The organism is uncultured Jatrophihabitans sp., from assembly GCF_964244045.1.
Classification (GTDB): Bacteria; Actinomycetota; Actinomycetes; order Mycobacteriales; family Jatrophihabitantaceae; genus Jatrophihabitans.
Map to the genome: position 1 here is coordinate 66,620 of NZ_CAXTHK010000013.1, position 15,458 is coordinate 82,077.

The 15,458-nt window shown below is 68.8% G+C and carries 15 protein-coding genes; 5 read left to right on the plus strand and 10 right to left on the minus strand.

Features of this window, described 5'->3' with window-relative positions; genetic code table 11:
• Positions 1–42: 42 nt before the first annotated feature.
• Positions 43–795, minus strand: coding sequence for a M14 family zinc carboxypeptidase (locus ACFFC4_RS11740; protein ID WP_375500990.1), 753 nt, complete (start codon positions 793–795; stop codon positions 43–45).
• A 63-nt stretch (positions 796–858) separates the two neighbouring features.
• Here ACFFC4_RS11740 and ACFFC4_RS11745 point away from each other — a divergent pair, with 63 nt between their 5' ends.
• Complete coding sequence (locus ACFFC4_RS11745) at positions 859–1,374, plus strand: MarR family winged helix-turn-helix transcriptional regulator (RefSeq protein ID WP_375500992.1); 516 nt, start codon at positions 859–861, stop codon at positions 1,372–1,374.
• Here ACFFC4_RS11745 and ACFFC4_RS11750 read toward each other — a convergent pair whose 3' ends face one another.
• Both ACFFC4_RS11750 and ACFFC4_RS11755 read right to left on the minus strand, forming a co-directional pair.
• Positions 1,375–2,124: a hypothetical protein gene (locus tag ACFFC4_RS11750; protein ID WP_375500994.1), complete on the minus strand. Its 750-nt coding sequence runs from the start codon at positions 2,122–2,124 to the stop codon at positions 1,375–1,377.
• Between the two features lie 27 nt (positions 2,125–2,151).
• On the minus strand, positions 2,152–2,871 hold the full coding sequence (locus tag ACFFC4_RS11755; protein ID WP_375500996.1) for a LuxR C-terminal-related transcriptional regulator: 720 nt from the start codon (positions 2,869–2,871) through the stop codon (positions 2,152–2,154).
• Between the two features lie 178 nt (positions 2,872–3,049).
• On the opposite strand from ACFFC4_RS11755, the gene ACFFC4_RS11760 reads away from it, so the two are divergent.
• Both ACFFC4_RS11760 and ACFFC4_RS11765 read left to right on the plus strand, forming a co-directional pair.
• Positions 3,050–3,625 carry a DUF421 domain-containing protein gene (locus ACFFC4_RS11760; protein ID WP_375500998.1) on the plus strand — a complete coding sequence of 192 codons (576 nt, stop codon included), beginning with the start codon at positions 3,050–3,052 and terminating at the stop codon, positions 3,623–3,625.
• A gap of 45 nt (positions 3,626–3,670) precedes the next feature.
• Entirely contained in the window at positions 3,671–5,338 is a 1,668-nt protein-coding gene (locus ACFFC4_RS11765; RefSeq protein ID WP_375501000.1) for a methylmalonyl-CoA mutase, read from the plus strand.
• 113 nt (positions 5,339–5,451) lie between these two features.
• Here ACFFC4_RS11765 and ACFFC4_RS11770 read toward each other — a convergent pair whose 3' ends face one another.
• Both ACFFC4_RS11770 and ACFFC4_RS11775 read right to left on the minus strand, forming a co-directional pair.
• Complete coding sequence (locus tag ACFFC4_RS11770; RefSeq protein ID WP_375501002.1) at positions 5,452–5,862, minus strand: VOC family protein; 411 nt, start codon at positions 5,860–5,862, stop codon at positions 5,452–5,454.
• Positions 5,863–5,878: 16 nt separating this feature from the next.
• Complete coding sequence (locus tag ACFFC4_RS11775; RefSeq protein WP_375501004.1) at positions 5,879–6,820, minus strand: DMT family transporter; 942 nt, start codon at positions 6,818–6,820, stop codon at positions 5,879–5,881.
• Between the two features lie 105 nt (positions 6,821–6,925).
• Between ACFFC4_RS11775 and ACFFC4_RS11780 the strand changes: the two genes are divergently transcribed.
• On the plus strand, positions 6,926–7,831 hold the full coding sequence (locus ACFFC4_RS11780; RefSeq protein ID WP_375501006.1) for a LysR family transcriptional regulator: 906 nt from the start codon (positions 6,926–6,928) through the stop codon (positions 7,829–7,831).
• Here the strand turns inward: ACFFC4_RS11780 and ACFFC4_RS11785 are convergent.
• Positions 7,767–8,153 carry a VOC family protein gene (locus ACFFC4_RS11785; RefSeq protein WP_375501008.1) on the minus strand — a complete coding sequence of 129 codons (387 nt, stop codon included), beginning with the start codon at positions 8,151–8,153 and terminating at the stop codon, positions 7,767–7,769. The genes ACFFC4_RS11780 and ACFFC4_RS11785 overlap by 65 nt on opposite strands.
• Before the next feature lie 28 nt (positions 8,154–8,181).
• The gene (locus tag ACFFC4_RS11790; protein ID WP_375501010.1) at positions 8,182–8,628 is read right to left on the minus strand and encodes a hypothetical protein; all 447 of its coding nucleotides are present in this window, start codon (positions 8,626–8,628) and stop codon (positions 8,182–8,184) included.
• A gap of 60 nt (positions 8,629–8,688) precedes the next feature.
• Between ACFFC4_RS11790 and ACFFC4_RS11795 the strand changes: the two genes are divergently transcribed.
• Positions 8,689–9,678 carry a tetratricopeptide repeat protein gene (locus tag ACFFC4_RS11795; RefSeq protein WP_375501012.1) on the plus strand — a complete coding sequence of 330 codons (990 nt, stop codon included), beginning with the start codon at positions 8,689–8,691 and terminating at the stop codon, positions 9,676–9,678.
• Between the two features lie 269 nt (positions 9,679–9,947).
• Here ACFFC4_RS11795 and glgB read toward each other — a convergent pair whose 3' ends face one another.
• From glgB to treS, 3 genes are read right to left on the minus strand one after another with little or no spacing between them, the layout of a single operon-like run.
• Positions 9,948–12,251: a 1,4-alpha-glucan branching protein GlgB gene (gene glgB / locus ACFFC4_RS11800; protein WP_375501014.1), complete on the minus strand. Its 2,304-nt coding sequence runs from the start codon at positions 12,249–12,251 to the stop codon at positions 9,948–9,950.
• Entirely contained in the window at positions 12,251–13,669 is a 1,419-nt protein-coding gene (locus ACFFC4_RS11805) for a hypothetical protein (RefSeq protein ID WP_375501016.1), read from the minus strand. The genes glgB and ACFFC4_RS11805 overlap by 1 nt, the downstream gene beginning before the upstream one ends.
• Positions 13,666–15,456, minus strand: coding sequence for a maltose alpha-D-glucosyltransferase (gene treS / locus ACFFC4_RS11810; RefSeq protein ID WP_375501018.1), 1,791 nt, complete (start codon positions 15,454–15,456; stop codon positions 13,666–13,668). The genes ACFFC4_RS11805 and treS overlap by 4 nt, the downstream gene beginning before the upstream one ends.
• Positions 15,457–15,458: the final 2 nt, after the last annotated feature.

The following is a 15,458-nucleotide window of genomic DNA, read 5'->3' on the forward strand; positions in this document are numbered from 1 at the left end:
GTGCTCATGATCCGCTCCGCAAGCGTCGCTCATGCCTGCACGCTACCCGGATCGCCGTCCGCCCAACGCTGCCACGATGCCGCGTGGGGCACCTCGCGTGAGATAGCGGGCCGACGGGTGCGCGCCGAACTCGACGGTGATGGCGACGCCGTAGTGATGCCTGGTGTACCAGCGGGTCATGCCGCCGTGGCAGACGCTGTGGCACCGGAACGGCTTGGCCCGTAGGCCGAGCTCGCGCTCGAGGCGCCGGCGCAGCGCGGGGTCGACGGCCCCGCCGTCGGTGGTGTCGACACCCGACAGTGGCTGGTGCAGCGACACGATGTCGTGCGGGCGGACGCGGAGCAGGAAGGCGCGGACGGCCCGCGACTCCGGTTCCGAGAGCGGCCGTGGGCCCGAGTAGTACTGCCCGGTCAACCGCGTCCAGGACACCGGCCAGTTGCGGTTGAGGTCGACGTGGTGGGCGTTCTGCCTGGTGTGGGCGGCGTCGCCGTCGGGGTTCATCGTCGGGATCACCCACAGGTTGACGCCGGAAATCCGGCCACCCCGGATCAGGGCATTCACGACCCGCACGCCGGCGTGCTCGTCACCGTGCATCTGGCCGATCACGACGTCCACGCGGCGCAAGCTGGGGTTGCCGAGGTGGTAGGCCACGATCGGCCGGTGCTGGACGCTGTAGCCGATCACCTGCCGCTGCAGAACCGGGCCGGCGGCCGCCTGACGGGTCGGGACGGTGATCAACGCTGCGGCCGCGAGGCCGACCAGGACCGTCGCGCCGCGGCGGTGCGGATGCGGCATGCGCACCTGCCCTCGTCGGCATTGGTGGGGCGCGAGCGTAACAGCGCGGACTACCCTCCTGGGATGCCCGAGCCGCTCGAGTTCGATCCGATCGACCGCGCCGGCGAGCTGTGGCAGCAGCACTGGCCCGATGAGGATCCCGACGTCTACGCCGCGATGCGCGCGGTCACCTCGATCATGCGGGCACACCAGATCCTGCTGGCTGAACTGGACGCCGTGCTGCGGCCCTTCGGCATCACCTTCAGCCGCTACGAGACCCTCGTGCTGCTGGTCCACGCCAGTCGCGGCGCGCTGCCGCTGTCGAAGATCGGCGAGCGGTTGCAGGTGCACGCCACCTCGGTCACGAACGTCATCGACCGGCTCGAGGGCGCCGGCCTGGTGCGTCGCGAGCCCAACCCGCGCGACGGGCGCGGCACGCTGGCGGTGATCACCGCCGAGGGCCGCGACATCGCAGCGAAGGCGACCGCGGAACTCAACTCCTGCCGCTTCGCGATGTCGGCGCTGCCGCGCGGTGACCTGGACCAGTTGTTCGCCGTCCTGCGCAAACTGCGCCTCGACGCTGCGGACTTCCGCGCCTGATCAGGTTGGAAGCGGACGCGACCGGGTCAGGTAGGCGTTGATGATGACGTCGTAGTCGTAGTCGACACCGTGCGCCTCGGCGCAGGTGATGATGACGATCCGTTTCGGCGTCTTCTCGTTCATCAGGCTGCGGACGTTGCCGGCCGCACTCTTGGCCACGCCGTAGACCTGCTTGACCGTGTACGTCAGCACGCCGGTGTGCGTCTTGAGGGTGATCGTCGATCCGTCGAGCACGGTGGTCGGGTAGATGGTGATGCCGTCGAGCTTCGCGGACCGGCCGGCCTTGACGTCGCGGACGATCTCCTTGGTGGCGGGCTCGGACGCCGGGTTCATCACCTCGAGGCGGTCCTGTGCCCAGGCGTGGCCGAGGATGTACGTGGTGGCCGACGTGCTTCCCGGCGCCACCCCGAAGTCCTCCTTCACCCAGCACACTGTGTGGTGCTGCTCGCCCGGCGGGTCGAGCGGGCGCACGTTCGCCATGCCGCACACGCGCGCATTGATCGTGTACGGCTGGCTCGCCGGGCCGGTCATGGTGAACCGGGTCGGCGCAGCAGCGCGGACCTCCTGGATCGCCACCGGGGTTGGTGTCGGGGAGGGCGTCGGGCGCACCGTCGGCGTCTGCGCCACGGGGCTGGGTGTCTTCGGGTGGCTCGGTCGGCTCGAGTCCGAGGGCCACAGCGCAATCGCCAGGACGAGCGCGGCGATGGCGCATCCGGCGCCGGTGGCATAGCCCCACCACCGTCTGCGCATAACACGCAGCGTATGCGCTGCCGCGGGTCAATGCGCGGCGTGAAAGAGCGCCACCGCGTGGGCCCGGCTGCGCGCGCCGAGCTTGGTGCGGATGTTCTCGACGTGTTTGTCGACGGTCCGTGGGCTGATGAACAGCAACCGGGCGATATCCGTTGTCTTGCGGCCGGCAGCGATGAGCCCCAGCACCTCCCGTTCCCGGATCGTCAATTCGTCCAGGACCCCCGGCTCGCGCCGGGCCTCGGCTGCCCGCAATGCGGCGTGGTGGAACGCCGCTCCGACGTGTTTTTGCACCTCACCGGCGACGGCCATGTCGTTGTCGTCGAAGTCCTTGTTCCAGCGATTGATGCCGATGCCCACGACCCGGGTGCTCGAGGCGAGCACGGCGAACGCAATCTGATGATTGGTCTCGAGAGGCCGGAACACCTCGCGCCACAGGTCGAGAGCCTGCAGGTCGGGCAGCGTGATGAAGTCCGACATCCGTCGTGGTGCGGGTTCCCCGGTGGCGGCGTAGTCGCGGACCAGCGGGTGCTCGTGCTGCAGCGCGTCGAAGGCGAACTCCAGATCGGCTCGTGGGGTGAGCTCGGGCTCGTACCACGTCCGGGTGCCGCCGGAGGACGGTGCGGCGACATCGATGTCGTTGTAACTGACGAGGTCGCACGGGACGAGGCGGCTGAGCTCGCGCACCAACACGTGGGCGACCTCGTCCGGATCGGCGGCCTCGTGCAGTTCGGCGAGCAACCGCAGCACGCCGATCGCGTCTTCTCTGCGCAGGTGCGAAACCGTGTCCTCCCCTCGAGGAAACGGGATGCTACCGGGCCCATGTTTCCCCGGCTGTGAGACTTCCAAGCAACGCCCAGAGAGCGGATGTGAGGACGTCACGGCAGAATTGTTCTTGTCCGGTTCCGCCGACCGTCGAGGTGTGCAGATGTGGCATGACATGTTCGTCGACCAGATCAGTTCCGGCGAGAAGATCCTGCGCACAGTGCTGGTCTACGCCCTGGTTGCAGTGCTCATCCGCCTCAGCGGCAAGCGCGGGCTGGCCGGGCTCAACACGCTCGACATCGTCGTCATGACGCTGCTGTCCAACGTCGTGCAGAACGCGATCATCGGCAACGACCTCAGCGTCACCGGCGGCGCGATCGGCGCCGCGACGTTGGTCGCGGTCAATGCGATCGCAAACCGGGTCGCGGTGCGTAGCGAGGTGTTCTCGCGATTGTTCGACGGCACCGACACGCAGGTGATCACCGACGGCAGGGTGCAGACCAAAGCGCTCCAGCGCCTGGGAATGAGCACGAAGACGCTGGACCACGCAGTTCGGATGCAGAACGGCGAGGACGTCTCGCAGGTCGCTGATGGCGTGCTCGAGCCGGGCGGGCAGCTGCTGCTCACGCTCCGCCCGCAGGAGCAGGGCGCGACGAAGGCCGACGTCGGCCGGCTGGCCGAACAACTCGCCCGGATCGAGCGTGCGCTGGACGGATTGGCAACTACTCGGACGTCCTAGTAAATTCGTTTAGATAGGTCTGCCCCTTCGAAATAAGGTCGTGCCATGGACGTAGAGCAGATCGCCGCCGGCCGCGCACGCTGGCAGGAGCGCTACAACGCCGCGCGTAAGACCGAGCGCGATTACACGACGCTGTCCGGCGACGAGGTCGAACCGGTCTACGGCCCGACCGACGCCGACTCGCGCATGGATCGCATCGGCTGGCCGGGGGAGTACCCGTTCACCCGCGGCATCCACCCCACCGGCTACCGCGGCAAGGCGTGGACGATCCGCCAGTTCGCAGGCTTCGGCAGCGCCCAGCAGACCAACGAGCGCTACAAGATGATCCTGGCCGAGGGCGGCGGTGGGCTGTCGGTGGCCTTCGACATGCCCACCCTCATGGGCCGCGACAGCGACGACCCGCGCTCACTGGGCGAGGTCGGGCACTGCGGTGTGGCCATCGACTCGGCCGCCGACATGGAGGTGCTCTTCGACGGCATCGACCTCGGGGCGACGACCACCTCGATGACGATCTCGGGACCCGCTGTCCCGCTGTTCTGCATGTACGTCGTCGCGGCGGAGCGGGCCGGCGTCGACCCGAAGACGCTCAACGGCACACTGCAGACCGACATCTTCAAGGAGTACATCGCACAGAAGGAATGGGTCTATCCGCCCGAGCCGCACCTGACACTGATCGGCGACCTGATGGAGTACGTGGCCACCGAGGTGCCGGCCTACAAGCCGCTGTCGGTGTCGGGCTACCACATCCGCGAGGCCGGAGCGACGGCCGCGCAGGAGCTCGCCTTCACCCTCGCCGACGGGTTCGGCTACGTCGAGCTCGGGCTGTCCCGCGGGCTGGACATCGAGCAGTTCGCCCCCGGCCTGTCGTTCTTCTTCGACGCGCACATCGACTTCTTCGAGGAGATCGCGAAGCTGCGGGCGGCGCGGCGCATCTGGGCACGTTGGTTGCGCGACGTCTACGGCGCGAAGACCGACAAGGCCCAGTGGCTGCGCTTCCACACCCAGACGGCGGGTGTCTCGCTGACCGCGCAGCAGCCCGAGAACAACATCGTGCGCACGGCTGTCGAGGCCATGGCCGCGGTGCTGGCCGGGACGAACTCGCTGCACACCAACGCGCTGGACGAGGTGCTGGCCCTGCCGTCGCGGAAGGCGGCACAGATCGCGTTACGCACCCAGCAGGTCATCGCTGAGGAGACCGGCGTGCTCAGCGTTGCCGACCCGCTCGGTGGATCCTGGTACGTCGAGGCACTTACCGATCGCCTCGAGGCCGAAGCCGAGAAGATCTTCGCCCGCATCAAGGACCTCGGCGGCGACGGCACTATTACCGCGGGTCTGCTGCGCGGCATCGAGGACGGCTGGTTCATCACCGAAATCGCCGACTCGGCGTTCGCCTACCAGGTGGCGCTCGAGAAGGGCGACAAGCGGGTGGTCGGCGTCAACACGCTCACTGGTGACGTCGGCGAGCCACTTGACATCCTGCGTGTCTCGCACGAGGTCGAACTCGCCCAGCGTGCGCTGGTGGCCGAGCGTCGCGCCGGTCGCGATCAGGCTGTGGTCGATGCCGCTCTCGGGCGGATGGTCGACGACGCGGCGAACGGCCGGAACACCGTCCCCGCCATGCTCGACGCCGCCCGCGCCGAGGCCACGCTCGGCGAGATCTGCAACGCCTTCAAGCCGATGTGGGGCGAGTACCGGGAAGTCGCCCGGTTCTGAGAGCCAGAGGCTGAACGACAGCAAGGTGCGCGACGTATCTGACGCGGTGGTTGAGGTTTCTCGCCGATACCCCGCCACCGGGTAAGGGAAGTGGCCGTCCCGGGCGGGCCGGATCAGTCCCGCGTCGACACGAAGATGCAGAAGGGGTGACCCGCGGGGTCGGCGTAGACGTAGAGCTGTTCATCCGGATCGTCGGAACAGTCTCGGAGTAGTCGAGCGCCCAGCCGGATGACCCGTTCGTGCTCACTCGTCAACGCCTCGGCGCTGGACACTGTGAGGTCAAGGTGTTCCTGCTGCGGCACGTTGCCCTTCGGCCAGGTCACGTCGGGCAGCGCGTCGACGAGCTGGAAGGCGACGGCGACGCCGCCGGCAGGATTGTCGAGCACCAACCAGTCCTCGCCGTCCGTGGGAGTCTCGTCGCCCGGTCGATAACCCCAGGCGAGCAGCTCTCGATAGAACTCGGCGAGCGCGCGGACGTCGGTGCAGTCGAGGACGACCTGTCGAAGTCGTGCAGTTTCCGTCATGCGAACGATGCTGCCATCAGCCACTGCCGACGTTGCCGACGGTGCCGACGTCGACGATCAGTTCGCCGTGCGACGGAACCGGCGCGATGATCCGGTTCCGTGCCCGGAGCAACGGAGCGACGGTGACGCCCACGCTCGCCACCATGACCAGCCCGACGCCGATCAACGTGGCCGCCGGCAGCGATTGGCCGAGCACGAGGTACCCGGCGATCGCACCGACACCCGGGTTCAGGCTGGTCAGGACTCCGAATACGGCGGTGGCCAGCCGGCGCAGGGCCAACAGGTCGAGGCTGTACGGGATCGCGCTCGACAGCACGCCCACGGCCAGCCCGATCGCGGCAGTGGAGGGCCGCGTCAGGTCACCGACTCCGGCACTCAGCAGCCCGACCGGCAGCATGATCAGCGCGCCAAACACGCAACCCGTCGCCAGCCCCGCGAGGCCGCTGCCCGATCGCCCCATCCGCCCGCTGAGCAGGACGTAGGCGGCCCAGCAACACGCCGCGGCGAGGGCGAACGCCACGCCGGCGGTGTCGCCGCCGGACAGTTCGCCGCCGATCAGCAGCACGCCGGCCGCCGCCGGCACCGCCCACACCCGGGTGGCCCACGAGCCGGCGGTGACGATCGCGACCGTCAACGGCCCGAGGAACTCGAGGGTGATCACGGTGGCCAGCGGCAGGCGGTCGAGCGCCAGGTAGAGCGTGACGTTCATGCAGGTGAAGACTCCGCCGAACAGCATCGCGGAGCGCGCATCGCCACCCGACCAGTGGCGTCGCCAAGGCCGGGCCAGCAGGCACAGCACCACGGCCGCGCCCACCAGACGCAGGCTGACGGTGCCTACCGGTCCGACGCGAGAGAACAGGTGCGCTGCCAGCGCGGCACCGAACTGCACCGAAGCCACGCTCGTGACCGCCAGGGCGGTGCCGAGTGCGGGCGCCGGAGTGGTCGGGCTGCTGGTCACGGTAGCGACGCTAGGCCGCTGACCGACGGCGACGGAAATGCTCCCACCGCGGCACTTATGCTCAACAGTCATGAGCGCGGTCGGGCAAATGAGCACGGTCTATCCATGAGCACAGTCGAGGTGCGGCACCTGCTGGCGCTCGTCGCGCTGACCGAGGAGGGCACCTTCACGGACGCCGCGATCCGCCTCGGGATCACCCAATCCGCGGTCTCGCGGACCATCCGGTCCTTAGAGGCGGTGGTCGGGAGTCGGCTCGTCGAGCGTACGACTCGCTCAGTGGCGCTGACGCCCGGTGGCGTGCGTTGTTACCACGCTGCCGTGCAGGCCCTCGCCGCAGTCGATGCGGTGCTCGACGCCGCGCAGGACCGCAGTCGGCCGCTGCGCTTCGGCTACTCGTGGTCGGCGCTGGGCCGGCACACGACAACGGTCCTGCGCCGCTGGCGCTCCGAGCACGCCGAGGTGGCGCTCGAGGTGCACCGTTTCGACGAGCGCGACGGCGGGTTGGCCCGCGGCCGGGCCGACGTCGCAATCGTGCGTGGCGAGTTCGCGCAGCCGGGGATCACCACCCGGCGGCTGTTCGCGGAGCCACGGCTGGCCGTGTTGCCCGTCGGGCACCGGCTGGCCGGCGCGTCGTCGGTGCGCCTCGCCGACCTCGTCGAGGACACCGTGCTGACCACCGCGTACGGCACGACCACCCTCGACCTCTGGCCGGCCGGGCAGCGACCGGCCCGCTCGCTGCGCGTCGACAACACCGACGAGTGGCTGACGGAGATCGCGGGCGGCCTGGCCATCGGGGTCACCGCCGAGTCGACGGCCGTGCAGCACCCACACCCGGGCGTCGTGTTCGTCGCCCTGACGGACGGTGGCGAGATCGACGTCTACCTCGCGTGGCCCACCGCACAGGCGCATCCGGCGGTGGCCGACTTCGTTGCGCTCGTCGAGGAGGTCAGCGACCGGGGCCGGTCGCGATCGGCGTCGGAGCCTCGAGCTGGAAGTGCGGGTTCTCGATGATGCCGAGCACCGCACCGCCCGGTTCTCGGACGGTGGCAACCCGGATGCCTTCGCCGACGTCGCGGACGGCCTCGTTGTCGTTGGCTCCGGCATCGAGCAGAGTTGCGAGCGCTACCGCAACGTCGGGAACGCCCCAGTAGGTGACCGGACCGACCGAAGCTTCGAGGTCCGGATCAAGCGCCAGTTCGTAGCCGGCGACGTTGAAGCCGACGTAGAACTCGGCGTCGAAGTACGGGTCGGTGCCGAGCACAGCGGTGTACCACTCCTTGCTCGCGGCGAGGTCCGGCGCGGGGTAGATGACGGTGCGCAGACCCAGGAACATGACGGCCTCTCCTTCTCCGGTGCAGACGTCAGCAGACCACGTAACGGCCGTATTCGCGCACGACGGTGACGTCGACGGAGTCCTGCAGGCTGCTGTCGGAGCGCTCGATCTCCAGCGGCACCGACCACCGGTTCTTGTCGAGCTGGTCCGCGGCGCCGGTGGACACCCCGGTCGCGCCGACGAGCGCCAGGCGCACCACGGCGCTGGAGCGCGAGCCCACGGCGCACTCGAGCCGACGGCGGGCGGCGGTGTCGCCGTGCACGAGCGCCGTGCCCCACGCACGCGCCGCGGTGCGGGGTCCGCGACTGGCCGACGACGTGTCGACCAGCAGGCTGGTCAGCGTGATGGCCGCGGCCACCACCACGAGCACCACGGCCAGACCGATCAGCCCGGCGCGGCGAGAGCTCGTGTCGGCATCGTCATCATCATCGTTGGCGCCGCCGAGGAAGTACTCGTCCTCGGGCTCGGGGTCCACCCGAGCATTGTGGCCGACACCGGTCCCGGCGGGGGTTGGCCCGTCCGGTTAACTGGAGCCATGCGTCCCGGTGCCCCACGGCGCGGCCCTGCCGGCCAGCGTCCCGCCAGTCCCGCCCAACCCAGCGCCGCCATGGCGGCCGCGATGTCCGGGGCCGTTGACCTTGCGGCGCTGAAGGCGCGCAACGAGGCCGCGGCCCGCGCTGCCGAGGCGCCGCTGCCGGCGGCCGGCACGGCGGTCATTGACGTCACCGAGGCCGGATTCCAGGCCGACGTCCTCGACCGCTCGTTCCAGGTGCCGGTGCTGCTCGACCTGTGGGCCGACTGGTGCCAACCCTGCAAACAACTCTCGCCGATCCTCGAGAAGCTGGCAGCCGAGGCCAACGGCGCCTGGGTGCTCGCCAAGATCGACGTCGACGCCAACCAGCGCATTGCGCAGGCGCTGCAGGTGCAGAGCATCCCCGCCGTGTTCGCGGTGATCGGCGGGCAGCTCGTGCCGGGTTTCCAGGGCGCGTTGCCCGAGGCCCAGATCCGCGAGTTCATCGACGCTGTCATCGCCGCCGGCCAGGAGGCGGGGCTGCCCGGCGCGTCGGGCCAACCCACTGACGAGCCGGCCGCCGCCGAGCCCCCGCCCGAGCCCGAGGACCCGCGCTTCACTGCGGCCGAGGACGCGCTCGAGGACGGCGACTACGCAGTGGCCATCGAGCGCTATCAGGCGATTCTGGCCCAGGAGCCGGCCAACGTCGACGCGACGCTGGCGCTCGGGCAGGTGCGGCTGATGCAGCGGCTGGAGTCCGTCGACCCGCAGGCCGCCGCGAAAGCCGACGCCGCACCCGACGACGTCGACCTGCAGCTGGCTGCCGCCGACCTCTCGCTGGCCGCCAACGACGTGCCCGGTGCGTTGGATCGTCTACTGCAGGCCGTCGTGCGGCTCAGCGGTGACGACCGTGACCGCGTTCGCCAGCGGTTGCTGGACTTCTTCGAGCTGCTCGGCCCAGACGATCCGCGGGTGCCGCCGGCGCGGCGTCAGCTGACGCGTGCGCTGTTCTAGCTCGAATCGACGGTCAATCGACACCGCCGGCCGGCCGCGGTAGCAGCTGGCCGGCGGTGAACGTTTGTGCGCCGAATCCCCCCGGTCCGGCGTGCAAACGCGGCGATCTCAGTGAGTGTGTCACGCGCAGACTCGAACTAAACCGCTTGAGGGCTGCCGCTTTGCGTGCAAAACCCATTGCCCTCGGTCCGCTTGGCCGGGTGTCCGGAATGTCGGCCGAATCGCAACGCCGAGTGATCAATTGTGCACTGAACGCTATGCGACCTACTTCACACCAGGGACGAACCGGATTCGTGCTCGTCGATGACGGTGGCGGCGTTGGCGTGGCGGAACCACACGGTGCCGAGCGGCGGGACCCGCAGCCGGGCGGAGGCGGGCTGGCCGTGCCACGCCTCCTCGACCGCCTCGACCCCGCCGAAGTTGCCCACCCCGGAGCCGAAGTAGGCATCTGCGTCGGTGTTGACGATCTCGTCCCACCGGCCCGCGAAGGGCAGCCCGAGCTGGTACTGCTCGTGCGGCACTGAGGAGAAGTTCGAGACGCAGGCCAGCACCGAACCGTCGTCACCGAAGCGCAGGAACGAGTAGACGTTGCCCTTGGCATCGTTGGCGTCGATCCAGTGGAAGCCGTCCTCGGTGGTGTCGCGCGACCACAGCGCACCAGTGTCGGTGTAGGCACGATTGAGGTCGGTGATCAGCCGCAGGATGCCACGGTGGCCCGGGTCGTCGGTGAGCTCCCAGTCAAGCGAGCGGGATTCGGCCCACTCGCGCGACTGCCCGAACTCCTGGCCCATGAATAGCAGCTGCTTGCCCGGGTGCGCCCACATGTAGGCATACATCGCCCGCAGGGTGGCCAGCTGCTGCCAGCGGTCGCCCGGGATCTTGTTGATCAGCGAGCCCTTGCCGTGCACGACCTCGTCGTGCGACAGCGGCATGACGAAGTTCTCGGTGTAGGCGTACATCATCGAGAACGTCAGCTCGTTGTGGTGGTACTGCCGGTAGATCGGCTCGTGCGACAAGTAGCTGAGGGTGTCGTGCATCCAGCCCATGTCCCACTTGAAGCCGAAGCCGAGCCCGCCCAGGTGCGTGGGCCGGGTGACGCCCGGCCAGGACGTCGACTCCTCGGCGATGGTGATGGCACCGGGCACCCGCTTGTAGACGGTGGCGTTCATCTCCTGCAGAAAGCCGACCGCCTCGAGGTTCTCGCGGCCGCCGTACACGTTCGGCGTCCACTGGCCCTCGGGGCGCGAGTAGTCGAGGTAGAGCATGGAGGCCACGGCATCGACGCGCAGGCCGTCGATGTGAAACTCCTCCAGCCAGTACAGGGCGTTGGCGACGAGGAAGTTGCGGACCTCGCTGCGGCCGAAGTCGAAGACGTAGGTACCCCAGTCGAGCTGCTCGCCGCGCCGTGGGTCGCCGTGCTCGTACAGCGGGGTGCCGTCGAAGCGGCCGAGCGCGAACGCGTCCTTCGGAAAGTGCGCCGGTACCCAGTCGACGATCACGCCGATGCCGGCCTGGTGCAGCGCGTCAACGAGGAAGCGGAACTCATCGGGGTTGCCGAAGCGCGCCGACGGTGCGTAGTAGGACGACACTTGGTAACCCCAGGAGCCGCCGAACGGGTGCTCCGCGACCGGCAGGAACTCGACGTGCGTGAACCCGGTTTCGACGACGTAGTCGACGAGCTGCTGAGCGAGCTCGCGGTAGGACAACCCCATCCGCCACGAGCCGATGTGTACCTCGTAGATGGACATCGGTGCCTTGTGCCACTCGGTCTGCGCACGCCGGGTGAGCCACTCGTCGTCGGCCCAGGTGTAGTCGACGGTGTGCACCACCGATGCGGTGGCCGGCGGGACCTCGGTGGCGAAGGCCATCGGGTCGGCCTTCTGGCGCCACTCGCCGTCCTGGCCGAGGATCTGGAATTTGTAGGCGGCGCCGTCGCCGACCCCGGGGACGAACAGCTCCCAGACGCCGCTCGAGCCGAGCGAGCGCATGGGCAGGCTCGTGCCGGACCAGAAGTTGAAGTCGCCCATGACCCGAACACCCTGCGCGCTGGGTGCCCACACCGCGAACGACGTGCCGGACACCGGGCCGCCGGGGGTGTCGTAGCTGCGCACATGCGCCCCGAGGACCGTCCACAGGTTCTCGTGGCGGCCCTCGCCGATCAGGTGCAGGTCGACCTCGCCGAGGGTGGGCAGCCAGCGGTACGGGTCGTCGACGGTGAAGGTCTGCCCGTCGGAGTAGGCGACCTCGATGCGGTAGTCCGAGGGCGGGCCGTCGATCGTGGTCTCGAAGACGCCACTGTCGTGAATCCGGGTCATCTCGACGCGCTGGTCGTTCATCAGCACGGTGGCGCTCGACGCGTCCGGGCGCAGCGTGCGCACGATCGTCCGGTCCCCCGAGGGGTGCGTGCCCAGGATGCCGTGCGGGTTGTGATGCGCCCCGCCGACCAACTGGTCGAGCTCCTCGCGCGAGAGCGGCGGGGCGTCGACGACTGTCACCGGTTCGGCCACTGGCTTGGGCTTCGGCTTGCGGGCGGGTGACTTGCGCGCCGGCTGCTCGTCGATCGGCTTGCTCATCAGGCAATTCCTCCGTCGGTGGCGATCCGCGTCAGTGACGCGAGCGGGATCGGCAACCAGGTCGGGCGGTTGCGGGCCTCGTACACAGCCTCGTAGACGGCCTTGTCGGCCTCGAACGCACTCAGCAGGACGGCGTGGTCGCGCGGGTCGGTGCCGGCCACCTCGGTGTAACCCGTGAGGAACGCCTCGCGATTGCGAGAGGACCACTCATTGGCGCGATAGCGCTGCTGCGAATCGTTGTGCGGGTCGCCGCCGAACTCGATGACCCGGTGGTGGCCGGCGTACTCGAACGAGCGCAGCATGCCGGCGACGTCGCGCAGCGAGAAGTCGAACGACCGGCGCGCATCGATAGCGGCCATCGGCTCGCCCTCGAAATCGATCAGCACCCAGCGGTAGACGGTGCGCAGCACCTGGCCCAGGTGCAGGTCGCCGTGAATGCGCTGCAGGGGGACCGCCTCGGTGAGCTCAGCGACCTGATCGAAGGCAGCGGACAGCCCGTCGGCGACCTCGGCCAACTGCGGCACGACCGTGATGGCCCACTGCAGCCGTTCGTGCATCGCCGCGGCGCGGGCCTGCAGCTCTTCGCGGGAGGCGTCGCGGGTGCCGAACGCAGTGGCGAGATCGGCGTGCACCCGCGCGACGGCCGAGCCCAGGCGTTCGGCCTCGCCTGCGAAGTCGCCACCGGCCTCGTCGGCGTGCAGGTCGGCCTCGGCCATCAGGTCGCGCACGCTGGCCTTGGCGAGTTCCCACCCGTCGGTAGCGCTCGAGAGGAACTGCTGCAGCATGGCCAGCGACGTGCGCTCGCCCTCGACATCGACCTCGGCCGCACCGAGCAACCGGGCGACGTTGGGCGCCTCGAGACGGCTGAGCTCGCCCTGCACCTCGATGTCGGGGTTCACGCCGGGCTGCAGGCGTCGGAACACCTTCATGATCGCGACGTCGCCGAAGATCATCGAGGTGTTGGACTGCTCACCGGACAGCACGAGGCTGGACTCGTCGACCGGGATCTCGTCGGGTTCGACGAACCGGGTGAAGCGGACCGGACCCGCCGCCGCCTCGTCGCGGATGCCGACCAGCCATGCGTGGGTGACGTCCTTGTCGTGCAGCGCGTCGTAGATCCAGCGGGTGCCGCCATCGGTGGGCACCGTGCCGAGCAGGACGTGGTCGAGCGTGCCGTGCGGCTCGGAACGAGCCACGAGCGGGACCGCGTACGTCTCTGTCTCATCGCCACCGTAAGTGACGCGGGCCGTCCAGATCGTGACCTGCGGAGCGATGGCCTGCAGCTCGCCGAGACGCGTGACCGTGATCTCGAACTCCCGGCCCTTGCCGGCGAACCAGCGCTGAGTGGGCAGCCACGCCTCGATGAGCTGACGAACGAGATCGTGCACCTCGCCGGAAGTGTGCTCCGCGGAACTCATATGCCACCTTCCAGGTCGTGCTCGTGCTCGTGCTCGTACTCGCGCTCGTGGTCACCCAGTGCGGCAGGTTCGGCGTCCGAGGTGTGCAGTCGAGGGATGCGCAGCCAGTAGAAGCCGTGCCCGGCCAGGGTGAGCAGGTAGGGCAGCTCGCCGATCTCGGGGAACTGCGCGCCACCGGACAACTCGATGGGCGAGGCACCCCGCCACGGCCGCAAATCCAGTTCAACGGCCTGCGGGAAGCGCGAGAGATTATTGACGCACAGGACGATGTCGTCGCCGAACTCGCGCACGAAACTCAGCACCGACGGGTTGCTACCGCCGAGATCGGTGAACGTCCCGAGGCCGAAGGCTGGATTCGCCTTGCGCACCTGGATCATCCGCCGCGTCCAGTGCAGCAGTGAGGAGGTGTTGCGCGTCTGCGACTCGACGTTGGTGACCTGGTAGCCGTAGATCGAGTCCTGGTTGGTCGGCAGGTAGAGCCGGCCCGGGTCGGCGGTCGAGAAGCCGGCGTTGCGGTCGGGCGTCCACTGCATGGGCGTGCGCACGCCGTCGCGGTCACCGAGCCAGATGTTGTCGCCCATGCCGATCTCGTCGCCGTAGTACAGGACGGGCGAGCCGGGCAGCGCCAGCAGCAGTGCGGTGAACAGCTCGATCTGGTCGAGGTCGTTCTCGAGCAGCGGGGCCAGCCGTCGACGAATGCCGATGTTGGCCTTCATCCGTGGGTCCTTCGCGTACTCGTTCCACATGTAGTCGCGCTCTTCGTCCGTCACCATCTCGAGCGTCAGCTCGTCGTGGTTGCGCAGGAAGATGCCCCACTGGCAGCTCTCGGGGATGGCCGGGGTCTGGCTCATGATCTCCGAGATCGGGTAGCGACTCTCGCGGCGCACGGCCATGAAGATGCGCGGCATGACCGGGAAGTGGAACGCCATGTGGCACTCGTCGCCGCCGGTGGCCGGATCGCCGAAGTACTCGACGACGTCGGCCGGCCACTGATTGGCTTCGCACAGCAGCACGCGGTCCGGGTAGTCGCGATCGACCTCCTTGCGCACCCGCTTGAGGAAGTCGTGGGTCTCGGGCAGGTTCTCGCCGTTGGTGCCGTCACGGACGTAGAGGTAGGGCACCGCGTCGAGCCGGAACCCGTCGATCCCGATGTCTAGCCAGAACCGCAGCGACTCGATGATTGCCGACTGCACGGCGGGGGAGTCGAAGTTCAGGTCCGGCTGGTGGCTGAAGAAGCGGTGCCAGAAGTACTGCTTGCGCACCGGGTCGAACGTCCAGTTCGACGGTTCGGTGTCGACGAAGATCACGCGCGCGTCGGGGTAGCGGGTGTCGTCGTCGGACCAGACGTAGAAATCTCCGTAGTCACCGTCAGGATCGTTGCGGCTGGCCTGGAACCACGCGTGCTGGTCGGAGGTGTGGTTCATGACGAAGTCGACGATCACCCGCATGCCGCGCTCGTGACATGCGTCGAGGAAGTGCTTGAAGTCCTCGATGGTGCCGAACTCGGGCAACACCTGCGTGTAGTCGCTGACGTCATAGCCGCCGTCGCGCAGCGGCGACTGGTAGAAGGGCGGCAGCCACAGGCAGTCGACGCCGAGCCACGACAGGTAGTCGAGCTTGTCGGTGAGGCCGCGTAGGTCGCCGGAGCCGTCGCCGTTGGAGTCGGCGAAGCCGCGAACGAGCACCTCGTAGAAGACGGCGCGCTTGAACCATTCGGGGTCCTGGCTCACCTGGGGTGCCACCGGCTCGGCGTCGACGGGCTGTGGGGTCGTCACGGGGTTTGTCATGG